Origin of the sequence: Thermomonas mangrovi, from assembly GCF_028201335.1 — a bacterium.
In the GTDB taxonomy this organism is placed as follows: Bacteria; Pseudomonadota; Gammaproteobacteria; order Xanthomonadales; family Xanthomonadaceae; genus Thermomonas; species Thermomonas mangrovi.
On record NZ_JAPEVV010000007.1, the window covers coordinates 41,324 to 67,780 of the forward strand.

24 protein-coding genes are annotated in these 26,457 nt (G+C 71.5%); 10 read left to right on the forward strand and 14 right to left on the reverse strand.

Annotated features, from left to right (window positions below):
• Window positions 1-12: 12 nt before the first annotated feature.
• Window positions 13-675 (reverse strand): thiol:disulfide interchange protein DsbA/DsbL, encoded by a 663-nt coding sequence (locus ON759_RS10520; protein ID WP_271680339.1) that lies wholly within the window; start codon window positions 673-675, stop codon window positions 13-15.
• Between the two features lie 77 nt (window positions 676-752).
• Window positions 753-1,526 carry a c-type cytochrome gene (locus ON759_RS10525; RefSeq protein ID WP_271680340.1) on the reverse strand — a complete coding sequence of 258 codons (774 nt, stop codon included), beginning with the start codon at window positions 1,524-1,526 and terminating at the stop codon, window positions 753-755.
• A 105-nt stretch (window positions 1,527-1,631) separates the two neighbouring features.
• On the opposite strand from ON759_RS10525, the gene yihA reads away from it, so the two are divergent.
• Complete coding sequence (yihA, locus tag ON759_RS10530; RefSeq protein ID WP_271680341.1) at window positions 1,632-2,243, forward strand: ribosome biogenesis GTP-binding protein YihA/YsxC; 612 nt, start codon at window positions 1,632-1,634, stop codon at window positions 2,241-2,243.
• A gap of 25 nt (window positions 2,244-2,268) precedes the next feature.
• Here yihA and ON759_RS10535 read toward each other — a convergent pair whose 3' ends face one another.
• Complete coding sequence (locus tag ON759_RS10535; protein WP_271680342.1) at window positions 2,269-4,128, reverse strand: glycoside hydrolase family 13 protein; 1,860 nt, start codon at window positions 4,126-4,128, stop codon at window positions 2,269-2,271.
• A gap of 163 nt (window positions 4,129-4,291) precedes the next feature.
• Between ON759_RS10535 and ON759_RS10540 the strand changes: the two genes are divergently transcribed.
• Complete coding sequence (locus ON759_RS10540; RefSeq protein ID WP_271680343.1) at window positions 4,292-5,656, forward strand: glutamate--cysteine ligase; 1,365 nt, start codon at window positions 4,292-4,294, stop codon at window positions 5,654-5,656.
• 59 nt (window positions 5,657-5,715) lie between these two features.
• On the forward strand, window positions 5,716-8,430 hold the full coding sequence (ppc, locus tag ON759_RS10545) for a phosphoenolpyruvate carboxylase (RefSeq protein ID WP_271680344.1): 2,715 nt from the start codon (window positions 5,716-5,718) through the stop codon (window positions 8,428-8,430).
• Between the two features lie 10 nt (window positions 8,431-8,440).
• Here the strand turns inward: ppc and ON759_RS10550 are convergent, their stop codons facing one another.
• On the reverse strand, window positions 8,441-9,010 hold the full coding sequence (locus tag ON759_RS10550; RefSeq protein ID WP_271680345.1) for a hypothetical protein: 570 nt from the start codon (window positions 9,008-9,010) through the stop codon (window positions 8,441-8,443).
• A 177-nt stretch (window positions 9,011-9,187) separates the two neighbouring features.
• Here ON759_RS10550 and ON759_RS10555 point away from each other — a divergent pair, with 177 nt between their 5' ends.
• Window positions 9,188-10,297, forward strand: coding sequence for an S-(hydroxymethyl)glutathione dehydrogenase/class III alcohol dehydrogenase (locus ON759_RS10555; protein ID WP_271680577.1), 1,110 nt, complete (start codon window positions 9,188-9,190; stop codon window positions 10,295-10,297).
• A 101-nt stretch (window positions 10,298-10,398) separates the two neighbouring features.
• A complete protein-coding gene (fghA, locus tag ON759_RS10560) occupies window positions 10,399-11,229 on the forward strand; it encodes an S-formylglutathione hydrolase (RefSeq protein ID WP_271680346.1) in 831 nt (276 codons plus the stop codon).
• A gap of 10 nt (window positions 11,230-11,239) precedes the next feature.
• Here the strand turns inward: fghA and ON759_RS10565 are convergent, their stop codons facing one another.
• The 6 genes from ON759_RS10565 to ON759_RS10590 all read right to left on the reverse strand — a co-directional run bounded on the left by ON759_RS10565 (window position 11,240) and on the right by ON759_RS10590 (window position 16,520).
• On the reverse strand, window positions 11,240-11,911 hold the full coding sequence (locus tag ON759_RS10565) for a Dph6-related ATP pyrophosphatase (RefSeq protein ID WP_271680347.1): 672 nt from the start codon (window positions 11,909-11,911) through the stop codon (window positions 11,240-11,242).
• 13 nt (window positions 11,912-11,924) lie between these two features.
• Window positions 11,925-12,269 carry a hypothetical protein gene (locus ON759_RS10570; RefSeq protein ID WP_271680348.1) on the reverse strand — a complete coding sequence of 115 codons (345 nt, stop codon included), beginning with the start codon at window positions 12,267-12,269 and terminating at the stop codon, window positions 11,925-11,927.
• Between the two features lie 61 nt (window positions 12,270-12,330).
• A complete protein-coding gene (locus ON759_RS10575) occupies window positions 12,331-13,272 on the reverse strand; it encodes a DegV family protein (RefSeq protein ID WP_271680349.1) in 942 nt (313 codons plus the stop codon).
• A gap of 92 nt (window positions 13,273-13,364) precedes the next feature.
• Window positions 13,365-13,772, reverse strand: coding sequence for a DUF1761 domain-containing protein (locus ON759_RS10580; protein ID WP_271680350.1), 408 nt, complete (start codon window positions 13,770-13,772; stop codon window positions 13,365-13,367).
• A 58-nt stretch (window positions 13,773-13,830) separates the two neighbouring features.
• The gene (locus ON759_RS10585) at window positions 13,831-15,138 is read right to left on the reverse strand and encodes an amidohydrolase family protein (protein WP_271680351.1); all 1,308 of its coding nucleotides are present in this window, start codon (window positions 15,136-15,138) and stop codon (window positions 13,831-13,833) included.
• Window positions 15,135-16,520, reverse strand: coding sequence for an amidohydrolase (locus tag ON759_RS10590; protein WP_271680352.1), 1,386 nt, complete (start codon window positions 16,518-16,520; stop codon window positions 15,135-15,137). Before ON759_RS10590 ends, ON759_RS10585 begins: the two co-directional genes overlap by 4 nt.
• Before the next feature lie 117 nt (window positions 16,521-16,637).
• On the opposite strand from ON759_RS10590, the gene ON759_RS10595 reads away from it, so the two are divergent.
• The 3 genes from ON759_RS10595 (at window position 16,638) to ON759_RS10605 (ending at window position 19,417) form a co-directional block, all read left to right on the forward strand.
• Window positions 16,638-17,414: an AMP nucleosidase gene (locus ON759_RS10595; RefSeq protein WP_271680353.1), complete on the forward strand. Its 777-nt coding sequence runs from the start codon at window positions 16,638-16,640 to the stop codon at window positions 17,412-17,414.
• A 63-nt stretch (window positions 17,415-17,477) separates the two neighbouring features.
• On the forward strand, window positions 17,478-18,014 hold the full coding sequence (locus ON759_RS10600; RefSeq protein ID WP_271680354.1) for a DUF924 family protein: 537 nt from the start codon (window positions 17,478-17,480) through the stop codon (window positions 18,012-18,014).
• Window positions 18,015-18,022: 8 nt separating this feature from the next.
• Window positions 18,023-19,417 carry a cryptochrome/photolyase family protein gene (locus ON759_RS10605; RefSeq protein ID WP_271680355.1) on the forward strand — a complete coding sequence of 465 codons (1,395 nt, stop codon included), beginning with the start codon at window positions 18,023-18,025 and terminating at the stop codon, window positions 19,415-19,417.
• Window positions 19,418-19,420: 3 nt separating this feature from the next.
• On the opposite strand, the gene grxD is transcribed toward ON759_RS10605, so the two are convergent.
• The 3 genes from grxD to ON759_RS10620 form a co-directional block, all read right to left on the reverse strand.
• Window positions 19,421-20,344 carry a Grx4 family monothiol glutaredoxin gene (grxD, locus tag ON759_RS10610; protein ID WP_271680356.1) on the reverse strand — a complete coding sequence of 308 codons (924 nt, stop codon included), beginning with the start codon at window positions 20,342-20,344 and terminating at the stop codon, window positions 19,421-19,423.
• 164 nt (window positions 20,345-20,508) lie between these two features.
• Entirely contained in the window at window positions 20,509-21,147 is a 639-nt protein-coding gene (locus tag ON759_RS10615) for an SGNH/GDSL hydrolase family protein (RefSeq protein WP_271680357.1), read from the reverse strand.
• A gap of 78 nt (window positions 21,148-21,225) precedes the next feature.
• The gene (locus tag ON759_RS10620; RefSeq protein WP_271680358.1) at window positions 21,226-22,482 is read right to left on the reverse strand and encodes an aminotransferase class I/II-fold pyridoxal phosphate-dependent enzyme; all 1,257 of its coding nucleotides are present in this window, start codon (window positions 22,480-22,482) and stop codon (window positions 21,226-21,228) included.
• A gap of 226 nt (window positions 22,483-22,708) precedes the next feature.
• Between ON759_RS10620 and rsgA the strand changes: the two genes are divergently transcribed.
• Both rsgA and ON759_RS10630 read left to right on the forward strand, forming a co-directional pair.
• Window positions 22,709-23,809: a ribosome small subunit-dependent GTPase A gene (gene rsgA, locus ON759_RS10625; RefSeq protein WP_271680359.1), complete on the forward strand. Its 1,101-nt coding sequence runs from the start codon at window positions 22,709-22,711 to the stop codon at window positions 23,807-23,809.
• A gap of 1 nt (window position 23,810) precedes the next feature.
• Window positions 23,811-25,079 (forward strand): flavohemoglobin expression-modulating QEGLA motif protein, encoded by a 1,269-nt coding sequence (locus ON759_RS10630; protein WP_271680360.1) that lies wholly within the window; start codon window positions 23,811-23,813, stop codon window positions 25,077-25,079.
• Here ON759_RS10630 and ON759_RS10635 read toward each other — a convergent pair whose 3' ends face one another.
• The gene (locus ON759_RS10635; protein ID WP_271680361.1) at window positions 25,080-26,396 is read right to left on the reverse strand and encodes a hypothetical protein; all 1,317 of its coding nucleotides are present in this window, start codon (window positions 26,394-26,396) and stop codon (window positions 25,080-25,082) included.
• Between the last annotated feature and the right edge of the window lie 61 nt (window positions 26,397-26,457).

Consider the following 26,457-nt stretch of genomic DNA (forward strand, 5'->3'; position numbering starts at 1 on the left):
TGTGGCGTGGTCTCAGGAGCGGGGCTTGGCGGCGGGCTTCGGCGCGGGCTTGGGCGCGAGCGCCGCCACCACCTTGCCGGCATTCGCCAGCAAGGATTCGTAGCTGTCGCCGAGCACGAGGTAGCGGCCGTCGATCACCAGCGAGGGCGTGCCGGGGATGTCGCTGCGCAGCGCGAACTGGTAGGCCTGGGCCATCTTGGCGCGCAGCGCGTCATCCTTCGCCAGTGCAGCCTTGAAGGCGGCCTGGTCGATGCCCGGCACCTTGGCGATGAACGCGGACACCTGGGCGACGCTGGCATTGCGTGGCAATTCGCCCGTCTCATGGATGGCGCGGAACAGCAATGGATGCAACGTGCCCAGCGTCCGCGAGGACTCTGCGGCGAAGAACACGCGGCCGAAGGCGTCGTCCGGGCCGGAGACCATCGGCAGGGCGACGAATTGCACGGAGGCGGGCAGCTTGCGCTTCCACGCCTGCAGCATCGGGTCGAAGTGCGCGCAATGCGGGCACCAGTAAGCGAAGACCTCGGCGACTTCGGTCTTGCCGGCGGCGGGGCGATAAGGCGCGCCAGCCGCGATGTAGCGGTATTCCTTGCCTTCGGTGAGGCCCGGCAGCGCTTGGGCATGCGCCAGCGGTGCAGCCAGCAGGAGCAGCAGGGACAGCAGCAGCGCACGCATGTTCAAGGTCTCCCGGCGTCGATGACCGCGCCAGCTTCGACGCGGGTGGCGGAACGAACGGTGAAGCCCGGAAGCGGTCAGTGGCCGCCGGCTGCCGCGGTGGTCGCCGGCGCGCGCGCGTGCAGGCCCTGCACGTAGCTGCCGAGCGACTGGATTTCCTCGTCGGTCAGCGACTTCGCCACGCTGGCCATCAGGTTGAAATGGGCGGCGTCCTTGGCGGTGGTCGTGCCGGCGCGGTATTCCTCCAGGCGACGGGCGACGTAGGCCGCCTGCTGGCCATGCAGGGCCGGGTAGGCCGGACCCGGGTTGCCGCCGCCGGACGGGCCGTGGCAAGCGGTGCAGGCCGGCATGCCACGGGCCGCATCGCCCCCGCGGTAGAGGCGCTCGCCCACCTGGTAGAACTTGACGCCCTTGTTCGGGCCGTCGGCGATCGGGGTGTCGTCGGCCACGCCGGAACCGGCCTTCTGCGAGGCGAACCACGCGCCGATGTCGCGCATGTCCTGGTTCGACAGCGGGGCGGCGAAGGCGACCATCACCGCCGCCATGCCGCTGGTGCGCTCGCCGTTCTTGAACTGGGCCAGCTGCTGGGCGATGTAGCGCTCCGGCATCCCGGCCAGGCGCGGGTATTGCGGATCGGTCGGGTTGCCGTCGAGGCCGTGGCAGGCGGCGCAGGCGCCAGCCTTGGACTGCCCGGCGGTGGCGTCGCCCCAGTGCGCGGGCTTGTCGTCGAGCGGCGCGGCCTGCACCGGCGCGGCATCCGGCACCGCGACCGGGGTGCTCTGGGCATAGGCGACCGCCGCCGCCGCGAGGAGGGCGAGACCGGCGAGACCATGGACGCGGGCAAGGCGCATGCAACGACTCCAGGAGTTGGGTGCGGCCGGACGCGACCGCGCGACCGCGAATTATCGTCGCGCCGCCGGAGGCGGTCAAACCGCGGGCCGTGCGATCCTATCCGCATGGCCGCCCCCAATCCCTTCGCCCGCGCCAGCTACCTGCTGGCCGCGCACAATCCCCGCCAGTTGCCGCCCGACGGCGGCTTCGAGGTCGCCTTCGCCGGCCGTTCCAACGCCGGGAAGTCCTCCGCGCTGAATGCCCTGTGCCAGCAGAACGCGCTGGCGCGGGTCTCCAAGACCCCGGGCCGGACCCAGCAGCTGGTCTATTTCGGGTTGCCGCCGCACGCCGACCGCTATCTCGTCGACCTGCCCGGCTATGGCTACGCCAAGGTCCCGCAGGAGCTGCAGGCGCACTGGCAGGCCTTCATCGACACCTATTTCGCCAGCCGTTTCGCGCTGCGCGGGCTGGTGGTGGTGATGGACATCCGCCATCCGCTGAAGGACTACGACCGCCAGATGCTGGGCTACGCGATGGAGCGCGGCCTGCCGGCGCATGCCCTGCTGACCAAGGCCGACAAGCTGGGCCGCGGCGCCGCCGGCAATACCCTGCAGGCGGTGCGGATGGAGCTGGGCCGTGCCTTCGGCGACAGCGTCAGCGTGCAGACCTTCTCGGCGGAATCGAAGGTGGGCGTCGACGAGCTGCGCAAGGTCGTCGCTGGCTGGATGCACATCTAGCCAGCGGCCCGCTGCGGGCCGCGCGTCAGGGCAGTTCCAGCAGCGTCGCCGCCTTCGCCGGCACGACCAGCGTGTCCCCGAGGTCGACCTCGGCGCCGTCTAGCGCGCCGCGGGCGCGCATCCCGGTGCGGACGAACGGCGCGAAGCGGGCCAGCGGGACCGTCACCGGCGCGTCGGTGCGATTGAGCGCCACCATCACCGACGGGCCCGGCGCGGAGGCGGTGCCGGCGTGGCGGAAATACACGTAGACCCCGTCGGCCGGTGCGTAGTGGGTCAACGCGCCGTCGTGCAGCAGCGGCGTGCGCTTGCGCCAGGTGAACAAGGCGCGGATGTAGGCCTGCGCCTCCCGTTGCGCGGCGGCCAGGCCCGTGCCGGTGAAGGCATCGGCGGCATCGCCGGCCCAGCCGCCCGGCATGTCCGCGCGCAACAGGCCGTCGCTGCGTTCGCGCGGCCCGCGCAGCAGCACCTCGGAGCCGTAGAAGAACTGCGGCGTGCCGCGCACGGTGGCGAGGTAGGCCATCGCCATCTTCCACAGGCCGAGGTCGCCGTCGAGGTGGGCGAACAGGCGCGAGGTGTCGTGGTTCTCGGCGAACACCACCAGCCGGCCGGGATCGGGATACAGGAAGTCGTTGGCCAGCATCTCGTACAGCGGCATCCAGCCGCCGTCCCAGCCTTCCGGGCGCAGCAGCGCATCGCGCAGCGCCACGTGCACCGGGAAGTCCATCATGCTGGGCATGTGCGGGACATGGCCGTCGGGATTGGCCTTGCCGCGCTGCCAGTGGGCGACCACCGCGGGATTGGGGCTCCATTCCTCGCCGACCATCGAGAAGTGCGGGTATTCGTCGATGACCGCCTTCGCCCAGTCGCTCAGGAACCGGCTGTCGGCATAGCCGAAGGTGTCCTCGCGGATGCCCGACAGGCCGGCGTATTCGATCCACCACAGGGTGTTCTGGATCAGGTAGCGCGCCACGTGCGGGTTGCGCTGGTTGAGGTCCGGCATGGCGGGCACGAACCAGCCGTCGGTGAAGCCGGCGCGATCTGCGGGCGCCGCATGCGGATCCTGAATCGTGGTGCGGCGATGGTTGGTGGGCGAGAACTTGCCGCCCCCGTTGATCCAGTCCTTCGCCGGCAGGTCGCGCATCCACCAGTGCCCGGAGCCGATGTGGTTGAGGACGACGTCCATCACCAGGCCGATGCCGCGCGCGCGGGCGTCGCGGGCGAGGGCGCGCACGTCCCCGTTGCGGCCCATCCGCGGGTCCACGCGGTACAGGTCGGTGATCGCGTAGCCGTGGTAGGAATGGCGCGGCTGGTCGTTCTCCAGCATCGGCGTCGGCCACAGCTGGGTGAAACCGAGCGCGGCGATGTAGTCGAGGTGCCGGCGCAGGCCGGCGATGTCGCCGCCGTGGCGGCCGTCGGGATCGGCGCGGCGCGCGGCCTCGCGCAGGCCGGCGACGCTGTCGTTGCCCGGATCGCCGTTGGCGAAGCGATCGGGCACCACCAGGTAGATCGCATCGGCGGCATCGAAGCCACGGCGTTGCGCGGACCCCGGCGCGCGCGCATCGAGTCGCCAGTCGCGGGTGGCGACGGTGCGTCCGTCGGCCTCGAACGCGATCGGCACCACGCCGGGCGCGGCGTCCGCCGCGACGTGCACGGTGACGAACAGGTAGTTCGGGTTGTCGGTGCGTTGCACGTCGACCACCGCCACCCCGGCGCGGTCGATGCGCGGCGTGGTGCGGGCGATCCCGGCGCCATGCACCATCAGCTCCACCCGGTCGTGGCGCATGCCCACCCACCAGTTGCCGGGTTCCAGGTGTTCGACCACCGCGGCGCGCGCGGCGGGGGCGACGGCGAACCACAGCAGGCAGCAGGCGAGCAGGAAGCGCATGGCCGTCCCCGGTGATGGAGCCCCGAGGCTACAAGCGCCCGCCAGCGGCCACAACGCCGAGCGCCGCGAATACGGTTGCAGCCGGAACGCTGAAGCACCATCCGCGCGCTGTCGCCGGCCATCGGCGGGGGCTATGCTGCCTGACCCCACGCGGAAGCCCGCCATGTCCGGACCCAGCAACGCCAACGACACCTTGATCACCGACTACCGGCAACTGGTGGAGGTGATGGCGTCAGGCGAGAAGCCCATCGAGGCCTGGCGGATCGGCACCGAGCACGAGAAGTTCGGCTTCCGGCTGGACGACCTGCGGCCGCCGACGTTCGAGGGCGAGCGGGGCATCGAAGCACTGCTGAAAGGACTGGCCCGGTTCGGCTGGACGCCGTACGAAGAGCACGGCCATGTCATCGCGCTGACCAAGGACATGGCCTCGGTGACGCTGGAGCCGGCCGGGCAACTGGAACTCTCCGGCGCGCCGGTGGAGACCATCCACGACACCTGCAAGGAAGTCGGCGGGCACCTGCGCGAAGTGCGCGAGGTCGCCGACGAATTGCAGCTGGGTTTCCTCGGCATGGGCTTCCAGCCGAAGTGGCGGCGCGACGAAATGCCGTGGATGCCGAAGGGCCGCTACCGGATCATGCGCGACTACATGCCCAAGGTCGGTGGGCTCGGCCTGGACATGATGACCCGCACCTGCACGGTGCAGGTCAACCTGGACTACGCCAGCGAAGCGGACATGGTGAAGAAGTTCCGCGTGTCGCTGGCGCTGCAGCCGGTTGCCACCGCGCTGTTCGCCGATTCGCCGTTCACCGACGGCCAGCCGAACGGCTACCTGAGCTACCGCTCGCACATCTGGACCGACACCGACCCCGACCGCACCGGCATGCTCGACTTCGTGTTCGAGGACGGCTTCGGCTACGAGCGTTACGTCGACTACCTGCTCGACGTGCCGATGTACTTCAGCCACCGCGAGGGTCGCTACGTCGACGCCAGCGGCAAGTCGTTCCGCAAGTTCCTCAAGGGCGAACTGGACGTGCTGCCGGGCGCGTTGCCCACGCTGCGCGACTGGAACGACCACATGACCACCGCCTTCCCGGAAGTGCGGCTGAAGAAGTACCTGGAGATGCGCGGCGCCGACAGCGGTCCGTGGAACCGCATCTGCGCGCTGCCCGCGTTCTGGGTAGGGCTGCTGTACGACGATGCCGCGCTGGATGCCGCCTGGGACCTGGTCAGGGACTTCACGATGGCCGAGCGCAACGCGCTGCGCGACCAGGTGCCGAGGCTCGCGCTGAAGACGCCGTTCCGCGGCGGCACCCTGCTCGACCTCGCGCGCGAGGCGCTGAAGATCGCGCATGCCGGCCTGCGCCGGCGGGCGAGGGCGGACCGCTGCGGCGTCGACGAGAGCGGCTTCATCGACACCCTGCTGGAGATCGCCGAGGCCGGACAGACCCCGGCCGAGCGCAAGCTGGAGCTGTTCCACGGCGCCTGGAACGGCAGCGTGGACCCGGTGTTCCGGGAGTTCGCGTACTGACCGACTGCGCGCGCGGGCATGATGCTGCACCGCCGCAAGAATCGCGCTAGCCTGCGGCCATGAGCCCGAACGACGGACCGCTGCGCGAACCCCTGGAATTCGCCGACACCGACGACCTGCTGCGCGACGACGTGCGCCGGCTGGGCGCGATGGTCGGCGAGATGCTGGCCGAGCAGGTCTCCGCCGAGTTCCTCGCGCGGGTCGAGCAGGTGCGCCGGACCGCCATCGCCCGCCGCGAGCAGGGCGCGCCGCTGGAGGCGCTGGCCGCGACCCTGCGCGAGGCGCCGCTGGCGGAAGCCGACGCGCTGGTACGCGCCTTCGCCGCGTACTTCGGCGCGACCAACCTCGCCGAGCGGGTGCACCGGATCCGCAGGCGCCGCGACTACCAGCGGATGGGCGATGCGCCGCAGCCGGGCGGGCTGGAGGCGGTGCTGCGCGACCTGCGCGATGCCGGGGTCGGGTTGGACGAGCTGCAGGCGATGCTGGCGCGGACCTGCCTGGAGCCGGTGTTCACCGCGCATCCCACCGAAGCCGTGCGGCGCGCGTTGCTGCTCAAGGAAAAGACCATCGTCGAACGCCTGGTCGCCGACATCGACCGCGGCCGCACGCCGCCCGAGCGGCGCGCCGACGACGCCCGCATCCGGCAGTCGCTGACCACCACCTGGCAGACCAACGAGGCACCGCCGCAGAAGCCCAGCGTGGGCGACGAGGTCGAGCACATCGGCTACTACCTGGCGAACGTGTTGTATCGCGTGCTGCCGGTGTTCTACGAGGCGTTCGGCGATGCGGTGGAAGCGGTGTACGGCACGCGCATCGCGCTGCCCGCGCTGCTGCGCTTCGGCACCTGGGTTGGCGGCGACATGGACGGCAACCCGAACGTGGGCGCGGCCACCATCCGCGACGCGCTCGCCGCGCAACGCGCGCTCGCGCTGTCGTGCTACCTCGCCGACCTGCGCGCGCTGGGCGACATCCTCACCCAGAGCCGCAGCCGCAGCGGGCATGCGCCGGAGATCGACGCGCGCACCGAGGCCAACCGCGCGCTGCTGCCGGCGGATGCGGTGCATGCGCGCCCGCGGCTGGCGGACATGCCCTACCGACAGCTGTTGTGGACGATGCGCGCGCGCCTGCAGGCGACGCAGGCCGGGGGCGCCGCCGCCTACCCCGACGCCGCCGCCTTCATCGACGACCTGCAACTGATCGACGACAGCCTGGCCGCGCACCGCGGCGGGCATGCCGGCCGCTTCGCCGTGCAGCGCGTGCTGCGCCGGGCGCGCACCTTCGGCTTCCACATGGCCGCGCTCGACCTGCGCCAGGATTCCGCCGCGCACGACGAGGCCCTGGCCGCGCTGGAGGCCGACGCCGACTGGTCCGAGCGGCCGCTGCCGTCGCGGGTCGCGCGCCTGCATGCGCTGATCGGCGGCGCGTCGGTGGCGATGCCGGATGCCGGCGGCGCGGGATCCGCGCTGGAGGTGTTCCGCACCGTGCATGCGTTGCGTGGCGCGTTGGGCGAGCATGCGTTCGGGCCGTACATCATCAGCATGAGCCGCACCGCGGCCGACGCGCTGGCGGTGCTCGCGCTGGCGCGGGTGGCCGGTTGCGTGGAAGGCGACGAGGTGCCGCTGGACGTCGCGCCGTTGTTCGAGACCGTGGACGACCTGCAGGCCGCGCCGTCGGTGATGCGCGCCCTGTTCGAGGATCCGGTGTACCGCCGGCACCTCGACGCGCGCGGCGGTCGCCAGGTGGTGATGCTGGGCTACAGCGACAGCGCCAAGGACGGCGGGATCTTCGCCTCGCGCTGGAGCCTGCAGCGAGCGCAGGTCGACCTGCTGGCGCTGGCCCGCGAGGCCGGGGTGTCGATCGTGTTCTTCCATGGCCGCGGCGGTTCGGTCAGCCGCGGCGGCGGCAAGACCGAGCGCGCGATCATCGCCGCGCCGCGCGGCTCGGTGGAGGGCCGCCTGCGCGTCACCGAACAGGGCGAAGTGATCCATCGCAAGTACGGGATCCGCGCGCTGGCCTTGCGCAACCTCGAGCAGATGGCCGGCGCGGTGCTGCGCGCGAGCCTGCGCCCGCGCCCGCCGGAACCGCGCGAGGACGCCTGGCGCGCGCTCGCCGCCGAACTCGCCGGGGTCTCGCGCGCGCATTACCGGGCGATGGTCCACGAGCACCCCGATTTCTCCGCCTATTTCCGCGCGGCCACGCCGATCGACGTGATCGAGCGCCTGCACATCGGGTCGCGCCCGTCGCGGCGCCGCGATGGCGGCATCGCCAACCTGCGCGCCATCCCCTGGGTGTTCGCGTGGTCGCAGAACCGCTCCGGCCTGACCGGCTGGTACGGCGTCGGCACCGCGCTGCGCCACGGCATCGAGGCGCACGGGCTGGAGGCGATGGCGGGGATGGCCCGCGACTGGCCGTTCTTCGCGGCGATGATCGACGACGTCGAGATGCTGATGGCCAAGTCCGACCTGGCGATCTTCGAGCGCTACTCGCAGCTGGCCGGGCCGCTGCACGCGGCGTTCTTCCCGCAGGTCGCGGCGGAGTTCGCGCGCACCCGCGAGGCGATCCTCGCGATCAAGGCACGCTACGAGCTGCTGGCGGAAGACTACCGGCTGCGCCTGTCGATCCGCCTGCGCAATCCCTACGTGGACCCGATCAGCCTGTTGCAGGTCGACCTGCTGCAGCGTTGGCGCGCGGGCGACCGCGGCGACGAGGCGGTGCTGCGCGCGCTGGTGTCGACCGTCAACGGCATCGCCGCCGGGATCCAGAACACGGGCTGAGCCAGCGCGGTCAGCCCTCGACCGCGCCCTTCATCGTGCCTTCGGCGGCGCCGCCGAGGTCGATCTCGATGCCGCCGCTTGCCACGGCGCGCAGCGGGCCGGGGCACGCCACGCGCACGGCATTCGCATCCCTGCACGCATAGGTGGTCACCACCACCCGCAGGTCCCGGCAGGCGACGGCATGGCCATCCATGCTCAGGTCCTTGTCGCTGCCGGCGGCAAAGGGTTCGACCATGGTGCCGAATTCGCCGGCGGGCTTGAGCACCTGGCCGTTGCGGTCGCGCCATTCCAGGTGGACCAGTAGCGCCCCGACGTCGCGCCCGGTGCGGTTGGCGATGCCCCATTGCGGCATGCAGAAGCGGTCCGGGTGCTGGCCGCCCGCGGCCACGTGAATGACCATTGCGCCATCATCTGGGGGCGCCACGGTCTGTGCCGCAGCGACCGTGGCCGCTGTCGCATCGGCAGTCGTCGAGGTGGCGCTCTCGCGTGCGTCCCCGCCGGTAGATGCGTCCGGCTTGTCGCCGCATGCACCGAGCAGCAGTACGGCGGTGATGAGTGGCATGTAGTGCGAATGGCGCATGGGGCATGTCCTGTTGTGGTCGGACTGGAGAACGCAATGAGCCTCGGGATCCGGTCGCCCTATACTGCGCACCTGATTCGCGCGCGCGATGCGGCCTTGCCGTTGGCCGTGCTGGCTTGCAGGCCCACCTCAAGAGGACAACCCATGAGCGATATCGCCTCCACCGCGGGGCGGCCGGTGAAATCCCGCGCCGCCGTCGCCTTCGCCGCAGGCGAACCGCTGAAGATCGTCGAGATCGAAGTCGCCCCGCCGCGCAAGGGCGAAGTGCTGGTGCGCATCACCCACACCGGGGTCTGCCACACCGATGCCTTCACCCTCTCGGGCGAGGATCCGGAGGGCCTGTTCCCGGTGGTGCTGGGGCACGAGGGCGCCGGCATCGTGGTCGAGGTCGGCGAGGGCGTGACCAGCGTGAAGCCGGGCGACCACGTGATCCCGCTGTACACCGCCGAATGCGGCGAGTGCCTGTTCTGCAAGTCCGGCAAGACCAACCTGTGCACCTCGGTGCGCGCGACCCAGGGCAAGGGCGTGATGCCGGACGGCACGTCGCGCTTCTCGTACGAAGGCCAGCCGCTGTACCACTACATGGGATGCTCGACCTTCAGCGAATACACCGTGGTCGCCGAGGTCTCGCTGGCCAAGGTGAACCCCGACGCCAACCCGGAGCATGTCTGCCTGCTCGGCTGCGGTGTGACCACCGGCATCGGCGCCGTGCACAACACCGCCAAGGTGCAGCCGGGCGATTCGGTCGCGGTGTTCGGGCTGGGCGGGATCGGCCTGGCGGTGATCCAGGGCGCGCGCCAGGCCAAGGCGGGGCGCATCATCGCGATCGACACCAACCCGTCCAAGTTCGAGATGGCCAGGCAGTTCGGCGCCACCGACTGCCTCAACCCGAAGGACCACGACAAACCGATCCAGCAGGTCGTGGTCGAGATGACCGGCTGGGGCGTGGATCATTCCTTCGAGTGCATCGGCAACGTCAACGTGATGCGCGCGGCGCTGGAATGCGCGCACCGCGGCTGGGGCCAGAGCGTGATCATCGGCGTGGCCGGGGCGGGCCAGGAAATCAGCACGCGGCCGTTCCAGCTGGTGACCGGGCGCAAGTGGATGGGCACCGCGTTCGGCGGGGTGAAGGGGCGCTCGCAACTGCCGGGGATGGTCGAGGATGCCATGCGCGGCGACATCGAACTCGCCCCCTTCGTGACCCACACCATGGGCCTGGACGAGATCAACACTGCCTTCGACCTGATGCATGAGGGCAAGTCGATCCGTTCGGTCGTGCACTACTGAAGATCAATTTCGTCATCCCGGCGAACGCCGGGATCCAGCTTTTTCAAACAGTCTTCACTGCTGGATTCCGGCGTTCGCCGGAATGACGGCGAGGGGAACGCATGGAACGCATCGAACATCGCGCCTGCTTCGGCGGTTGGCAGGACGTCTACGCGCACGCATCGTCCGCGCTCGGCTGCACGATGCGCTTCGCGATCTACCTGCCGCCGCAGGCCGCGGACGGCCCGGTGCCGGCGCTGTACTGGCTGTCGGGGCTGACCTGCAACGAACAGAATTTCATCACCAAGGCCGGCGCACAGCGGTATGCGGCCGAGCACGGCATCGCCCTCGTCTGCCCGGACACCAGCCCGCGCGGCGAAGGGGTGGCGGATGCGGAGGGCTACGACCTCGGCCAGGGCGCGGGCTTCTACGTCAATGCCACGCAGGCGCCGTGGGCCGCGCACTACCGCATGCACGACTACGTGGTCGATGAGCTGCCGGCGCTGGTCGAGGCCCACTTCCCGGTCACCGATGCGCGCGCGATCAGCGGGCATTCGATGGGCGGGCACGGCGCGCTGGTGCTCGCGCTGCGCAACCCGGGCCGGTACCGCAGCGTGTCGGCGTTCTCGCCCATCGTCGCGCCGTCACGGGTGCCGTGGGGGCAGAAGGCGTTCGCTGCCTACCTGGGCGACGACCGGGATGCGTGGGACGCCTACGACGCCACCGTGCTGGTCGCCTCCGCATCGGAACGGCTGCCGATCCTGGTCGACCAGGGCGATGCCGACGAATTCCTCGAAGGCCAGTTGCAGCCATGGCGCCTGCAGGCCGCCGCGGACGCCACCGGGCACCCGCTCACCCTGCGCATGCAGCCCGGGTACGACCACAGCTACTACTTCATCGCCAGCTTCATCGGCGAGCACATCGCCCACCACGCGACCGCGCTGCGCGCCTGAACGATTTCGCTCAGGCCAGCATGACGTCGGTGTAGGCGAAGCGCCCGTCGCGCAGCACGGTCTCGCCGCGTTGCAGCGCCAGCGGCGCATCGAACATCGGCCCGGCCGCGACGCAGGTGTGGAATTCGCCGTTCTCGCCGCAGGGATCGATGCCCGCCGGCAAGGCACGCAACAGGTCGTCGTCGAACGCGTGGCCGGCGAAGCGCGGGTCGAGCCGGGCAGTGTCCACGCAGCACAGGGACGCGCGCAGCCCGCCATCGATCATCGTGCGCGCGAGCTGCGCGGTGTCGCGGCCGAACAGCGGGTAATGCGGGGTCCAGCCGAAGCGCGCGCACAGCGCGTCGCGGTAGGCCTTGATGTCGGCCAGGAACAGGTCGCCGAAGGCGATGTCGCGCACCCCCGGCCAGCGACGCGCGGCCTCGGCGAGGGCATCGCCGCACGCGGCTTCGTAGGCCGCGTTGCTTGCGGCTTGTGGAATCCACGCCTCGACCACCGGCAGGCCGGTGGCGCGCGCCTGCGCATGCAGGACATCGCGGCGGATGCCCTGCATCGACACGCGGTCGTGGCCTTCGGTGAGCGTGGTGAGCAGGCCGACGATCTCCAGCCCGCCGCGCATGCGCGCCGCATGCAGGGTCCACGCGGCGTCCTTGCCGCCGCTCCACGACAGCAGCGCGGGGATCATCGGGGGTGGAGGCTCAGGCGGCGGTGACGTCGCGCAGCTGCCAGCCGCTGCCCGCGAGCAGTTGCAGGCGCTGGCGCAGCACCGCGGACGGCAACGCGGTCACCACCACCAGGTCGATGTGCAGGTCGTCCTGCGCGCCGGTCACGGTGGCCGCGGGATCGGTGGCGCCGAGCGCGGGGTCGACGTCGTCGGGGTCGTCCTGCAAGGCCCGCCAGCGTTCGAACAGCGCGTCGGAACGCAAGGCTTGCTGCAGCTCGTCGGCGAAGGCGTCGGCGCCATGCGCGCGGAAGGCGAGGGCGGGGTTCGGCCCGCGCGCGGTCGCGGGATCCTGCAGGCGGAGGAAGAAACGGGTGGGCATGCGCGGCTCCGGGGGAAGTCCCCGACAGGCTAGCGGAGCCGCGTTAGCGTGGCGTGGTGGCTCAGGACAGCTTGGCTGCGTCGCCGGCGAAGCCCACCACCAGCGCGCCGATGCCGACGTTCACCAGCCCGGACAGGCCCATCACGCTCTCGAACACTTCGACGTTGTGGTCGGCGCAGACCTCGCGCAGTGCCTCGTAGCCGGGCAGCGCGCGCATCTTCTCGAGTTCGCCGCCGTAGCTCAGGCACAGGGTTGGGGTCATCAACCCGGCGCGCACGCGCTGCGCGGCGAACGAGAACAGCTTCTCCGCCGCGGTGTCGAAGCCCTTCACCTTCGCCACCGGGCCGGTCTCGCCCTTGTTGCAGTGGAGGATCGGCTTGATGTCCAGCGCGGTGCCCAGCGCGGCGCTGAGCAGGCTCACGCTGCGGTCGCCGCGCTTGCGGATGCGTGCGCGCAGGTAGTTCAGGTCGGGCGGCACCATGTAGCCCTGCAGGTTCTGGGCGAGGCTTTCGAGGCGTGCGCGGATCTTCGGCGGCGCTTCGCCGGCCTCGCGCAGGCGGGCCGCCTCGATCGCCAGCACGCCCACCGCGGCGAACACGTTCTGGCTGTCGATCACCCGCAGCGAGAACGGCGTGTTGTTGCCTGCCGCCTGCCGCACCGACTTGTAGTCGTTGAGGATGGTGTAGCTGGCCTGTTGCGCGTTGTCGTGGATGCCGCTGCGGGTGCGAGTGGTGGTGATGCAGAACACGTAGTCGTAGTCGAGCACCAGTTGCGAGATGAACAGGTCGTGCACCTGCTGCACCGTGAACGGCGTGGTCTCGGCGTCGATGCCGTGCTTGGCCACGTGGTCGTGCAGGAAGTTGAGCGTTGCTTCCTCGTCGCGGTGGTCGGCCAGCACGGCCTGCCCGATCTGCACCGTCACCGGCAGGATGGTGACGTTCTCCCGCTCGATGAAATCCGTCGGCACGTCGCATGCCGAGTCCACCACGATCCCGATCCGCATCTCGTTCTCCCGTCCCCCCGGACTGAAGCGCCGAACCTACCGCAAACCGAGGCGGGGCGCATGTGGCAGAGCGGCATGGCCGCCCGGGCGTATCAGTGCCAGAGCCCCAGGATCACCCCGTACAGGGTGAACTGGAGGGTGTGGTAGCCGCCGTCGATCAGCCACAGCCTCAAGCTGCGGCCGGCGAAGGCGTAGTTGATGCCGAAACTCATCGCCACGTAGGCCAGGCCGGTCAGGAAGCCGGCATGGGCGGCGATGAACACCGGCGGGTCGGGGCGCAGGATGATGGCGAAGGCGGCGGCCGAGACCAGCGCCGCCACGAACGCGGTGCCGAAGGTGCGGCCGGGATGCCCGGGCGGCGGTGCATCCGGGTCGATGCCGTTCTCGCGGCACCAGGCGCGCTTGAACAGCGGGCCGTACCACAGCCCGCCGAGCAGGAAGGCGGACATCGCCGCCACCAGCACCGCCCACCAGTTGACGTCGACGAAGTTCGGGCCCATGGCGTGCGCTCCGGGAGGGGATGTGCCGCCAGCTTACGCCGGAGGCCCGTCCGCGCGGTCAGCGCGCGCTGTCGGGGTAGGCGCGCGGCAGGCCGCCCGCTTCCGGAGGCATGGTGCCGTGCAGGTAGCGATCGCGCAGGTCGGTCTGGCGGCTGCGCATCGGCATCGCCCGGCCATCCAGCCACACCTGCTGGGCGACGTGGGCGACGTCCAGCGGATCGCCGCTCCACAGCACCAGGTCGGCGCGTTGGCCCACCGCGATGCTGCCCATCTCGCCGCCCACGCCGAACGCCTCCGCCGGCACCCGGGTCAGCCCGGCCAGCGCGTCATCCCAGCGCATGCCGTTGGCGACCGCGTTGCCCGCCAGTTGGCGGATCTTGCGCGCGTAGTGCGACTGGCTGTCGGACTGCGAGAAGCCGACCTGCACGCCCGCGGCGCGCAGCAGGGCCGCGTTGTCCATCCGCGCGCCGAGCTGGTCGAAGTCGCCCGGCAGGTTGACCAGCGGGTCGACGAACACCGGCACGCCGGCGGCGGCGAGTTGCGGCGCCACCTTCCAGGCCTCGGTGGCCCCGACCAGGGCGACCTTCACCCCGTGCTGCTTCGACCAGCGCAGCAGGCGGGTGATGTCGGCGGCGCGGTGGATGTTCACCGCGATCCGCCCGCCGCCGCCGATGAAGCGCGCCAGCGCGGTGCGGCCGGCCGGGGTGAGCAGGGCGAACTGCGAATCCTGCGGGATGCGCCCGCGCAGTTCGTCGACCAGCTGGTCGAGGATCATCCACTGCGCCGCGCGCGAACCGCCGGTGAGGCTGGCGCCGTCGCCGCCGAGGGTGATGAACAGCACGCGCCCGCCGACCGGATCCAGGCTGCCGTCGAAGCGGACCACGCCGCCCTGGCCGCCGATGAAGGAACCGCCGCCAGTCGGGGTGGCCGCCAGCGTGGTCCAGCCCAGGCCTTCCACGCGCGCCACCGGCACCAGCACGGTGTCCGGGTTGTAGGCGCGGGTGACGTCGAACTCCGGGCGCACCTGCATGTCCTTGCCCGACTGGCCCAGCGAGACGCTGTGGTCGACGGTCGCGGATTCGCCGCTGACCTCCTCCACGCCGATGTCGGTGAGGCCGGCGAACAGGGTGGGCGTCAGCGGCCGGCCCTGCGCATCGACGGTGGCGACGCCGGCGGCCGACAGCCCCTGGCCGACCGCGGCGATGCGCCCGTTGCGCACCAGCACGTCGGCGGATTGCAGGGTGCCGCGCGCGGTCGCGGTGTGCACGGTCGCGTTGCGGATCAGCAGGTCCTGCGCGCATGCGGGGGTGCCGGCCAGCGCCAGCAGCAGCGCCGCGAGCGCGCGGCTTGCGGGACGGCGGCTCATCGCACACCTCCGGGCGTGGTGCCCTGGCCGAGCATGAAGTCCGAGACCGCCTGCCGCGACGGGTCGTGGCGGTCGTAGAGGCGGGCGCCGTCGACATAGACCTGGTCGGCCAGCGCGTAGCTGCTGAAGGGATTGCCGTTCCACAGCACCACGTCGGCCTGCTTGCCCGGCTCCAGGGTGCCGGTCATGCCGTCAATGCCCATCGACTTGGCGGGGTTGGCGGTCAGCCAGCGGATCGCGTGCTCGGGGGTGACTTCGATGCCGATCCGGCGCGCGTTGGCCATCACCTTCGCGGCCTCCTGGTTGAGCCGCTGGATGCCCTCGGCGGAATCCGAATGCACGATCGCGCAGCCGCCCTTGGCGCGGTCGACCAGCAGGATGTTCTCCTGGATGCCGTCGAAGCTTTCCATCTTGAAGCCCCACCAGTCGGCCCAGAGCGCACCGCAGACGCCTTCGGCGCCCAGGCGGTCGGCGATCTTGTAGGCCTCCACGCCGTGGTGGAAGGCGGCGATCTTGAACCCGAACTCCTTGGCGAGGTCGAGCATGATCGCCATCTCGTCGGCGCGGTAGCAGTGGTTGTGCACGCGGATGTCGCCGTTGATCGCGCCCGCCAGCGAATCCAGCTTGAGGTCGCGCTTGCCCTCCGCGTCCTTGACGCCGGCACTGCGCTTCTTCATGTAGTCGGCGGCCTCGATGAAGGCCGCGCGGAAGCCGGCGATGTTGCCCATCCGCGTGGACGGCCCGCCCTTGCTGCCGTACACGCGCTTCGGGTTCTCGCCGCAGGCCATCTTCAGGCCCCAGGGCGCGCCCGGGAACTTCATGCCCTGGTAGGTGGTGGCCGGCACGTTCTTGAGCGTGACCCCGCGGCCGCCGATCAGGTTGGCGCTGCCAGGCAGGATCTGCATCGCGGTGACGCCGCCGGCGCGCGCGGCGTGGAAGCCCGGGTCCTGCGGCCAGATCGAATGCTCGGCCCAGACCTGCGCGGTGACCGGCGCGGTGGCCTCGTTGCCGTCGCTGTGCGAGGTGGTGCCGGGGCTGGGGTAGACGCCCAGGTGCGAATGCACGTCGATGATGCCCGGCGTGACCCAGCGCCCCGTGGCGTCCACGCGGACCGCGTCCGCGGGCGCGTCCAGCCCGTTGCCGACCGCCACCACCAGGCCGTCGCGCAGCAGCACGTCGGCATCCTCCAGGCGCGCCCCGGTCCCGGTCAGCACGGTCGCGTGCTGCAGCAGCACCGGCGGCGAGGCCACCCGCTGGTAGGTGCTCGGGTACGGGTTGGCGGTGTAGTCGTAGGGCGTGGCGGGCGCGGCCGGCTTCTGCGGCGCACTCGCGCAGCCGGCCAGCAACGCCGCCAGCACGGCGGCGGTCAACGGTTTGGACATGCAGGCATTCCCCTTCGCACGGCGTGCGATGCCGGGAACCCTAGCGCGCCGCCGCCGCGCGCGCCACATGACCCAAGTCACGGCAGCGTGGGAGAATCGTGGCGAAACGGAGGCGTCATGAAGGACAAGCACGAGATCGTCGACAACTGGCTGCCGCGCTACACCGGCGTCCCCCTGGACCAGTTCGGCCAGCACATCCTGCTGACCAACTTCGGCGGCTACCTCTCGCATTTCTCGGAGATGACCGGCGCGCCGGTGGTCGGCACCGACCGTCCGTTCCCCAGTGCGACCGCGGATGGCATCACCCTGATCAACTTCGGGATGGGCAGCCCCAACGCGGCGACGGTGATGGACCTGCTGTCGGCGATCATGCCGAAGGCGGCGCTGTTCCTCGGCAAGTGCGGCGGGCTCAAGCGCAAGAACAAGCTGGGCGACCTGATCCTGCCGATCGCGGCGATCCGCGGCGAGGGCACCAGCAACGACTACCTGCCGCCGCAGGTACCGGCGCTGCCGGCGTTCGCGATGCAGCGCGTGATCTCCACCACCATCCGCGACAACGAGCTCGATTACTGGACCGGCACGGTGTACACCACCAACCGCCGGGTCTGGGAGCATGACGCCGAGTTCAAGCAGAAGCTGCGCGCGATGCGCTGCATGGCGATCGACATGGAGACCGCCACGATCTTCGCCGCTGGCTTCGCCAACCGCATCCCCACCGGCGCGCTGCTGCTGGTCTCCGACCAGCCGATGATCCCGGAAGGGGTGAAGACCGAGGCCTCGGACGCCAAGGTCTCCGCCGACTACGTCCGCAACCACATCCACGTCGGCATCGAGTCGCTGCGCCTGATCCGCCGCCACGGCAAGTCGGTGCGCCACCTGCGCTTCGACGAATAGCCGGCGATGCCGCGGTCACGCGGTGGCGGGCATGCTGGAGGCCCGATGACGGAGGAATCCCCGATGACGACACCCGCGGACGTGCTCGCGTTCTGGCGCGAGGCCGGCATGGCGAAATGGTTCAACGGCGGCGCGGCCTTCGATGCCGACTGCCGCACGCGCTTCCTCGATGCGCACCACGCTGCCGCGCGCGGCGAATGCGAGGCCTGGCTGGACGATGCCGATGGCGCGCTGGCCGCGCTCATCCTGCTCGACCAGATCCCGCGCAACGTCTATCGCGGCAGCGGCCATGCCTTCGCCACCGACGGCCTTGCCCGCCGCTACGCGTTGCAGGCGGTCGAGGCCGGGCTGGACGCGCGAATGCCGGCGGACCTGCGCCTGTTCGCCTACCTGCCGTTCGAACACGCCGAGGACCTCGCCGACCAGGACCGCGCGGTGGCGCTGATCGGCGCGCTGGGCAACGCCGAACTGGACCGCTACGCACGGGCGCATCGCGAGGTGATCGCCCGCTTCGGCCGCTTCCCGCATCGGAACGCCGCCCTCGGCCGTACCAGTACCCCCGACGAGCAGGCGTGGCTGGACGCCGGCGGGGGCTTCTAGGACGCACCATGCAACACGCACTGCTGTGGTTCCGCGACGACCTGCGGCTGGCCGACCACCCGGCGCTGCAGGACCTGCTGCGCCTGGGGCTGGCGCCGGTGCCGGTGTACATCCACCACCCGCAAGGCGAGGGCGCGTGGGCGCCCGGCGCGGCCTCGGATGCCTGGCGGTTGCGCTCGCTGCGCGCGTTGGACACCGCGCTGCGCGCGCGCGGCTCGCGGCTGCAGGTGTTCGTGGGCGATCCGGCCGAGTTGTTGCCGCGGCTCGCGGCGGCAGCCGGCGCGGGCGTGGTGCGCTGGCACCGGCACTACGAGCCCGCGATGGAAACCCGCGATGCCGCGATCAAGCGCAGCCTGCGCGATGCCGGGCTGGACGCGCGCAGCCACAACGGCGCCCTGCTGTTCGAACCGTGGCAGGTCGCCACCCAGCTGGGCGATCCGTACAAGGTGTTCACCCCGTTCTGGCGCGCCGCGCTCAAGCAGTGGCGCCTGCCCGCGCTGCAGGACGCGCCGACCGCGTTGCCTGCACCGCCGCTGCTGCCGGGCGCGGTCGAACTCGATGCCCTCGGGCTGGCGCCGGTGCTGCCGTGGGATCGCGGCTTCTGGGAGCAGTGGGAGCCCGGCGAAGCCGGTGCGCTGGCGGCGCTGGAGCGCTTCGCGGAGGGTGCGCTGGCGGGCTACGGCGAGCGCCGCGACATCCCCGGCGTGCCGGGCACCTCGCGCTTGTCGCCGCACCTGCACTTCGGCGAGGTCGCGCCCTGGCGCATCGCCCATCGCCTGCAGGACGCGGGGCCGGACGGCGACCGCGCCGCCTACCTGCGCGAACTCGGCTGGCGCGAATTCGGCTACCACCTGCTGCACCACTTCCCGCGCACGCCGGAGGCCAACTTCAACCCGCGTTTCGACGACTTCCCGTGGGTCGAGCCCGACCCGGCGGTGCTGGCGGCGTGGCAGCGCGGGCGCACCGGCATCCCCATCGTCGATGCCGGCATGCGCGAGCTCTGGCACACCGGCTGGATGCACAACCGGGTGCGGATGATCGTGGGCAGCCTGCTGACCAAGCACCTGCGCGCGCATTGGTGGCACGGCGCGCGCTGGTTCTGGGACACCCTGGTCGATGCCGACCTCGCCAACAACACGCTGGGCTGGCAGTGGATCGCCGGCACCGGTGCCGACGCCGCGCCCTACCACCGGGTGTTCAATCCCGTGCTGCAGGCCGCCAAGTTCGATCCCGCGGGCGACTACATCGCGCGCTGGGTGCCCGAACTGGCGGCGTTGCCGGCCGCGCAGCGGCATGCGCCGTGGACCGGCGTGCCCCCGCGCGGCTATCCGCGCCCGGTGGTCGACCTGGCCCGCGGGCGCGAGCAGGCGCTGGCCGCGCTGGCGGCCATCCGCAAGGACTGAGGCTCAGTAAGGCCGCAGGTTCGGGTCGAGCAGCGCCCAGGCGTTGATGCCGCCGGCCACGTTGTAGAGCTGGGTGAAGCCGAGCGCGCGGAAATGCTCGGCGGCCTGCCCGCTGCGCGCGCCACTGCGACACAGGAAGGCGATCGCGGTGTCCTTCGGCAGGGCCTCGAGGTCGGCCACGCCCTGGTCGAGGTGGCGATACGGCACCGGCGCCTCGGCCATCAGGCGTTCGTCGAGCGGGCGCACGTCCACCAGCAGCAGGGTGCCGGCCTGCACGCGCTCGGCGGCCTGGGCCGGGGTGAGGTCGCGGACCTTGGCCGGCGCGTTCGGGTTCTCGATCACCAGGCCGCGGCCGCGGGCATCCTCGACCCAGTCGATCGACAGGCCGCGTGCGCGCGGCGCGCTGGCCAGGTCGAACTGCACGCGGATGCCCTCGAGCTCGCTGGCGATCGCGTGCGCGTCGCGCGGCGCCAGCTGCAGCCGGGTGTTGAAGCCGGCATCCACCTCGACCTGCAGCGCGAGGTCGTGGCCGGCATCGGCGATCGCCTTGCGCAGCATGTCGGCGGCGGCCGGGGTGATGGTGATCGCGGGCGGGGTGCGGTCCGGCGCGGGCTGGCCCAGCGCGGCATGCAGCTCGCCGCTGCCGGCCATCTGCACGATGATGTCGGAACCGCCGACCAGCTCGCCGCCGATGTACAGCTGCGGGATCGTCGGCCAGTCGCCGTAGGCCTTGATGCCCTCGCGGATGTCCGGGTCGGCCAGCACGTCCACGTGCGCGTAGTTGGCGCCGGTCGCGGCCAGCGCGGCCACCGCCTTCGCCGAGAAGCCGCATTGCGGCGCGTCCGGGCTGCCTTTCATGAACAGCACCACGGGATTGGCGGCCAGCAGGGCATCGATGCGGGCGCGCAGGGCGGGGTCGAGGGACATGGGGGTGTTCCGTCCGAGGGAGGTCAATTTTACTTCGCCAGGCGCAGTCGCGGGCCGCACGCCACGTGCGACACGCCGTGAATCCGTCCATGGAGGCTTCTCGGCGACATCCGTGTCGCCGAGAGTCGCCCGCGGCGCACGGCCCACGCCTGCACCAGGTGGCGTCAGTCGCGCGCCAGCAACCCCATCGCCACCGGCAACGCCGCCTGGGTCCAGCGCGCGTATTGCGCGGCCGAGGGATGCAGGCCGTCGTCGGCCAGCATCTCCGCGGTGCCGCCGCGATCGCGGCTGATCCCGGTGATGTCGACGAAGGCCACGCCATGCGCCTCGCACAGGTCGCGCGCGGCGGCGTTGTAGGCGTCGAGCTCGGCGGCGATGGCCTCGCGGTCGCGGCCGCTGGCGAAGGCGAATGGGGTCACGCCCCAGTCGGGGATCGACAGCACCAGCACGCGGTCGACGCGGTCGCCGGCCAGCGCGATCGCCCGCCGCAGCAGGCGTGCGAATTCGCCGACGTAGTCGTCGACCTCACGGCCGCGGTACTGGTTGTTCACCCCGATCAGCAGCGAGACGAAGTCCCACGCGCCGAGCGGTTCGGCCGCGTCCATCGCTGCCCACAGCTCGTCGGTGGTCCAGCCGGTGGTGGCGAGGATGCGCGGGTCGGCGAGGTCGATGCCGCGCGTGCGCAAGGCGGCGGCGAGTTGAACCGGCCAGCGGCCGGCGGCATCGACGCCTTCGCCGATCGTGTAGGAATCGCCCAGCGCCAAGTAGGAAAGCTGCGCCCGCGAAAAGGGGTCAGAGACCATTTCCGTTCCGCCGCTGCCGCTGCATGGGGATTCCGCGGGAAAGGTTCTCTGACCCCTTTTCGGGCGTCCAACCCATCCTCAGGCCACCGCGCTGCGGCGCTCGCCTTCCGCGCGGCGCGCGAGCACGCGGTCGATGCGGGTGAACACCTCGCGCAGCATCGGCGCCTCGGGCAGCAGGGTCACCCGGAAATGGTCGCGATAGGGCACGTTGAAGCTGGTGCCGGGCACGATCAGCACGTCTTCCTCTTCGAGCATCTGCAGCGCGAAGCCGTGGTCGTCGAAGCCCTGCGCCGCCGGGCCGACCACGCGCGGGAAACCGTACAGCGCGCCCGCCGGGGCGACCAGCGACAGGTGCGGGCTGGCGTCGCAGGCTTCGACCAGGGCACGGCGGGTTTCGTAGAGGCGGCCGCCGGGCCGGCACAGCGGGGTGATGGTGTCGGCGCCGTGCAGCGCCTGTTCGATCGCGAATTGCCCCGGCACGTTGGCGCACAGGCGCAGCGCGCCGAGCAGGTCCATCGCATGGTGGAAGTCGCCGCAGGCGACCGGATCGCCGGACAGCACCGCCCAGCCGACCCGCCAGCCGCAGGCGCGATGCACCTTGGACAGGCCGCCGAAGCTCAGGCAGGGCAGGTCGCCGGCGAGCGGCGCGACCGGCTGGAACAGCGCGTCGTCGTACAGGATGTGGTCGTAGATCTCGTCGACCAGCAGCAGCAGGCGGTAGCGCTGGGCGATGGCGACGATGCGCTCCAGCAAGTCGCGCGGGTAGTTGGCGCCGGTCGGGTTGTTGGGGTTGATCAGGACGATGGCGCGGGTGCGCGAGGACACCAGCGATTCGATCTGGTCCGGGTCCGGCAGGAAGCCGTTGTCGCGGTCGCACTTGTAGTAGACCGGGCGGCCGTCGTTGAGGATGGTGGCCGCGCTCCACAACGGGTAGTCGGGCGAGGGCACCAGCACTTCCTCGCCCGGGTTGAGCAGGGCGCGCAGGGCGATGTCGATCAGCTCGCTGACCCCGTTGCCCACGAACACGCGCTCCGGCGAGGCATTCGGGGTGCCGCGCGCCTTGTGGAAAGCGGCGATCGCCTCGCGGGCCTCGGGCAGGCCCTGCTGGTGGGTGTACGGGTCGGTGCGCTCGATGCGGTCGGCGATCGCGCGCTGCAGGTGCTCGGGGGCGCGGAAGCCGAAGGCGCCGGGATTGCCGATGTTGAGCTTGATCAGTTGCCGGCCCTGGCCCTCCAGCTCGCGGGCGCGCCGCGCCAGTTCGCCGCGGATCTCGTAGCGGACTTCGGTGAGGCGGGTGCGGGTGGCGATCTTGTGGCGGGGGTTGTACGGCGACATCGGTGCGGGGCAGGGGGCAAGCGAAGCCGCCAGCGTAGCGGAAAAGGTTCCCGAACGTGGCACGTCCCGGCGGGGCGCGGGCTTCGCCGCCCAGGCTTCGCGTCCGGCTCCGATGGGCGGCCGCGCGCCATCCCTGGCGCGCTCGAACCCGGCCCCCCGCCGGGACATGCCACTGCAACATCGCGTCCCGGGGCTAGAATCCCGCCATGACGGCTGCCCGACGCGCATGACCCCCCTGCAGGCCATCGGCTGGCGCTGGACGCCGCCGACCCTGGACCCGGACTGGGCCGCGATCGTCGCCGCGCATCCGCAGGCACGGCCCGCGCGCATCGTTGAGCAGCACCGCAGCGGCTACCTCGTCTCCGAGTCGGTGGACGCGGCGCATCGCGCGGAATCGCTGCCGGAATGGCAGCGCGCCGGCAGCTACCGCAAGGGCGAGCTGTCGCCCGAGCAGCGCCCGGCGGTGGGCGACTGGGTGCTGGTCGAGGGCGAGGCGCCCAACAGCCTGCGCATCGTCGCCCTGCTGCCGCGCTTCTCCGCGATCAAGCGCGGCGCGGCCGGCGAGCATTACCGGCAGCAGGTGATCGCGGCCAACATCGACAGCGTGTTCGTGGTCAGCGGGCTGGATGCCGACTTCAACCCGCGGCGGATCGAGCGCTACCTGCTGCTGGTGGCGGGCAGCGGGGTGCAGCCGGTGGTCGTGCTGACCAAGTCCGACAAGGACGGCGCCGACGTGGACGCCGCCCTGCACGACCTGCGCGCGCTGGACGTGCCGGTGGTGCACGTCAACGCCAAGGACCGGGCTAGCGTCGACGCGCTGGCGCCGTGGCTGGGCGCGGGTTGCAGCATCGTGCTGGTCGGCAGTTCCGGTGCCGGCAAGTCGACCCTCACCAACACCCTGCTCGGCATCGAGAAAATGAAGACCGGCGCGGTGCGCGCGGGCGACGACCGCGGCCGCCACACCACCACCCACCGCGCGCTGATCGCGCTGCCGACCGGCGCCTGCATGATCGACACCCCGGGCATGCGCGAGCTCAAGCCGACCGGCGAGGAGGACGTCGCCGAAAGCTTCGCCGACATCGAGGCGCTGGCCGCGCGATGCCGGTTCCGCGATTGCCGGCACGCCCGCGAGCCGGGCTGCGCGGTACGCGCCGCCATCGAGGCCGGCACCCTGGAGGCCGAGCGCGTCGCCAACTTCGTCAAGCTCAGCGCGGAGGTCGCCGGCGCGGCCAACCAGCTCGCCACCCGGCTGGCGCAGAAGGCCGATGCGCGGGTGCAGGGCAAGGCGTTGAACAAGCGCCTCGACGAGAAATACGGTCGCCACTGAGATGGACCTCCCGGCGCGCCCGCGGCCCGAGATCGCCCACCACGCGGCGCTCGACGCACGGCTGGCGAAGGCCGCCAGGGGCGTGCGGCTGCTGAGCCTCGCCAGCTGGCCGGCCAGCGAGCAGCAGGCCTTCCTCGCCGGCTGGGCGCGCGGCAACCCGCGGCTGCCCGCCTACGCCTATCCGAAGCACGACTTCAGCGACGCCCGCCGCGAGTTCGCGGCGATCGCCGCCGCCGCGGATCCCGCGCATCCGCTGGGCGTGTACCTGGTCGAATCCGCGCAGGGCTGGTCGCTGGCCGCCGAACTGCTGGAGCAGCTCGGCACGCCGGCGGTGACCGGGCTGTCGGTCGCGCTGTTCGGCAAGCCCGACCATGCCCTGCCCGGCGGCGCGACCACTCGCGAGGCGGCCAACCACTTCATCGCGATTGCCAATGAGCTGGATCGCGAACTGCTGGCGCCCGCCGAACAGGTGCAGATCTCGGCGACCGCGTTGTCGCTGCAGTTGCAGGCGGCGCTCGACGACTACTTCGATGCGCGCGTGATCACCGTGCAGCTGGATCCCGACCTGATCGCCAAGGCCGCCGCCGGCCCCACCCGCATCCGCCTGCGCGCCGGCGCCGCGTTCTCCGACTACGACCGCCACCAGCTGCTGCAGCACGAAGCCTTCGTGCATTCGCTGACCGCGCTGAACGGCCAGCAGCAGGGGGTGCTGCCGAGCCTGGCGCTGTCTTCGCCGCGCACCACCGCGACCCAGGAGGGGCTGGCGGTGTTCGCCGAGCAGATCACCGGCAGCATCGACATCGAGCGCATGAAGCGGGTCAGCCTGCGCATCGAGGCGGTGGCGATGGCGCTGGAAGGCGCCGACTTCCTGCAGGTGTTCCGCTACTTCCTCGACGCCGGGCAGGACGAGGTGGAGAGCTTCACCTCGGCGCAGCGCGTGTTCCGCGGGGTGCCCACCACCGGCGGCGCGGCCTTCACCAAGGACACGGTCTACCTGCGCGGGCTGATCGGCGTGCACACCTTCTTCCGCTGGGCGCTCAAGCACGACAAGTTGCGGCTGTGCCGCCTGCTGTTCGCCGGCAAGATGACCCTGGCCGACGTCGCGCGCTTCGAGCCGCTGTTCGACAGCGGCGACCTGCAACCGCCGCGCTGGCTGCCGGAATGGGTGGCGCGCGCCAACGGCCTGGCCGGGATGCTCGCGTTCTCGCTGTTCGCCAACCGGATCCGGCTGGACCAGATCATGGACAGCGAAACCGTCGTCGAGATCTAGCTAGCGCAGCGCGATGAGGCGGCCGTCGGCGGTGATCCGGTAGTCGGCCGGCGCCGCGGCATCGACCAGGTGCACGCGCGTGCCGATCGGCACGCCGGCGTAGGACGGGATCTGGTGGGTGAGGCGCTGGAACACCCAAGGCTTGGCGTCGCGGTCCAGCCGCAGCGCCAGGGTCGCATTCGCCGGACGCGCCGCCAGCGCCGCGGCCAGCGCTGGCGAGAACACCGACTGGATGCGGCCGACCTGGTGCATCCGCGCCATCACCACCGCGCCATGCAGGCAGGTCAGCAGGGCGAAGCCGCCGATCGCCAGCCGACCGCCGCGCGTGGCCTGCGGCCAGGCCGCGGCCACCGCCATGCAGGCGACCGCGGCGAAGCCGTAGGCGTAGTGGTTCCAGCTCGCGCCCAGCGGCAGCACCGGCAGCAACGCGGCGACCCCACCCAGCAGGAACACCGCGGCGCAACGCCGGCAGGCGCGCCACAGCGCCGCCACCAACGCCAGCCACAGCGCGGCGGCCACCAGCACCGGGACCGGGCGCTGCAGCACGGTGAACGCCTCCAGCAGCGGCGGGATCGGCGCGAACACCTGGTATTCGAACCAGCGCAACGGGGCGTTCCACGGCGACAACGCATACTGCGCGCCGTCGCGCGGTGCATGCAGCAGGGAATCCACGCGCAGGCCGAGATACAACGCGCAGGCCACGCCCGCCGCGAGCATCGCGATGGTCCATTCGCGCCGGCGGGTGCCGTCGAACACCGCCGCGACCAGCAGCAGCGGCGGGATCGCGAACGCCGCTTCCTTCGCCAGCAGGCCTGCGCCCGTCAGCAGCGCCGCCAGCAGGCCGGCCTGCCAGGCCGCGCGCAGGTGCTGCACCGCGAGCGCCAGCACGAGCGCGCAGGACACCCACAGCAGGTCGGCGATGCAGCCCACCCAGCCATGCGTGTACGCCGCGTACGGGGTGAGCACGAAGGCGAGCGCGCCGGCCATTGCCACCCGCGGGGCCAGGCCGAAGCCGCGGCCGACCAGGGCCAGCAGCGTCGCATTGGCGGCGCCCCACGCGACCAGCACCGCATGGAACAGCATCGGGGTGTCGAACAGGGCGCGCGACAGCGCCATCCACGTGGCGAAGGTCAGCGGCCGGTACTGGAACGCGCCGGGATCGGTCCAGCCGGCGGGCATGCCCGCCTGCGCGAAGGCTGCCCACTGCAACTCGTCGTGGCTGTAGTAACCCGGGTTGAGCGCCAGCGGCAGCTGCAGCAGCAACGCCAGCGCGAACACCGGCAGGGCGAGGCGACGGAACGTGGCATGCGTGGGCATCCGGGCAGGGTAGCCGATGCCGCGCTCGCGCCGCCGCGCGGGCTACCATCCGCCGATCCCC

Excerpts from the sequence above, each read along its gene's own strand:
- ON759_RS10520 (WP_271680339.1), bottom strand. The coding sequence starts at position 675 with ATGCGTGCGCTGCTGCTGTCCCTGCTGCTCCTGCTGGCTGCACCGCTG.
- ON759_RS10525 (WP_271680340.1), bottom strand. The coding sequence starts at position 1,526 with ATGCGCCTTGCCCGCGTCCATGGTCTCGCCGGTCTCGCCCTCCTCGCG.
- yihA (WP_271680341.1), top strand. The coding sequence starts at position 1,632 with ATGGCCGCCCCCAATCCCTTCGCCCGCGCCAGCTACCTGCTGGCCGCG.
- ON759_RS10535 (WP_271680342.1), bottom strand. The coding sequence starts at position 4,128 with ATGCGCTTCCTGCTCGCCTGCTGCCTGCTGTGGTTCGCCGTCGCCCCC.
- ON759_RS10540 (WP_271680343.1), top strand. The coding sequence starts at position 4,292 with ATGTCCGGACCCAGCAACGCCAACGACACCTTGATCACCGACTACCGG.
- ppc (WP_271680344.1), top strand. The coding sequence starts at position 5,716 with ATGAGCCCGAACGACGGACCGCTGCGCGAACCCCTGGAATTCGCCGAC.
- ON759_RS10550 (WP_271680345.1), bottom strand. The coding sequence starts at position 9,010 with ATGCGCCATTCGCACTACATGCCACTCATCACCGCCGTACTGCTGCTC.
- fghA (WP_271680346.1), top strand. The coding sequence starts at position 10,399 with ATGGAACGCATCGAACATCGCGCCTGCTTCGGCGGTTGGCAGGACGTC.
- ON759_RS10565 (WP_271680347.1), bottom strand. The coding sequence starts at position 11,911 with ATGATCCCCGCGCTGCTGTCGTGGAGCGGCGGCAAGGACGCCGCGTGG.
- ON759_RS10570 (WP_271680348.1), bottom strand. The coding sequence starts at position 12,269 with ATGCCCACCCGTTTCTTCCTCCGCCTGCAGGATCCCGCGACCGCGCGC.
- ON759_RS10575 (WP_271680349.1), bottom strand. The coding sequence starts at position 13,272 with ATGCGGATCGGGATCGTGGTGGACTCGGCATGCGACGTGCCGACGGAT.
- ON759_RS10580 (WP_271680350.1), bottom strand. The coding sequence starts at position 13,772 with ATGGGCCCGAACTTCGTCGACGTCAACTGGTGGGCGGTGCTGGTGGCG.
- ON759_RS10585 (WP_271680351.1), bottom strand. The coding sequence starts at position 15,138 with ATGAGCCGCCGTCCCGCAAGCCGCGCGCTCGCGGCGCTGCTGCTGGCG.
- ON759_RS10590 (WP_271680352.1), bottom strand. The coding sequence starts at position 16,520 with ATGTCCAAACCGTTGACCGCCGCCGTGCTGGCGGCGTTGCTGGCCGGC.
- ON759_RS10595 (WP_271680353.1), top strand. The coding sequence starts at position 16,638 with ATGAAGGACAAGCACGAGATCGTCGACAACTGGCTGCCGCGCTACACC.
- ON759_RS10600 (WP_271680354.1), top strand. The coding sequence starts at position 17,478 with ATGACGACACCCGCGGACGTGCTCGCGTTCTGGCGCGAGGCCGGCATG.
- ON759_RS10605 (WP_271680355.1), top strand. The coding sequence starts at position 18,023 with ATGCAACACGCACTGCTGTGGTTCCGCGACGACCTGCGGCTGGCCGAC.
- grxD (WP_271680356.1), bottom strand. The coding sequence starts at position 20,344 with ATGTCCCTCGACCCCGCCCTGCGCGCCCGCATCGATGCCCTGCTGGCC.
- ON759_RS10615 (WP_271680357.1), bottom strand. The coding sequence starts at position 21,147 with ATGGTCTCTGACCCCTTTTCGCGGGCGCAGCTTTCCTACTTGGCGCTG.
- ON759_RS10620 (WP_271680358.1), bottom strand. The coding sequence starts at position 22,482 with ATGTCGCCGTACAACCCCCGCCACAAGATCGCCACCCGCACCCGCCTC.
- rsgA (WP_271680359.1), top strand. The coding sequence starts at position 22,709 with ATGACCCCCCTGCAGGCCATCGGCTGGCGCTGGACGCCGCCGACCCTG.
- ON759_RS10630 (WP_271680360.1), top strand. The coding sequence starts at position 23,811 with ATGGACCTCCCGGCGCGCCCGCGGCCCGAGATCGCCCACCACGCGGCG.
- ON759_RS10635 (WP_271680361.1), bottom strand. The coding sequence starts at position 26,396 with ATGCCCACGCATGCCACGTTCCGTCGCCTCGCCCTGCCGGTGTTCGCG.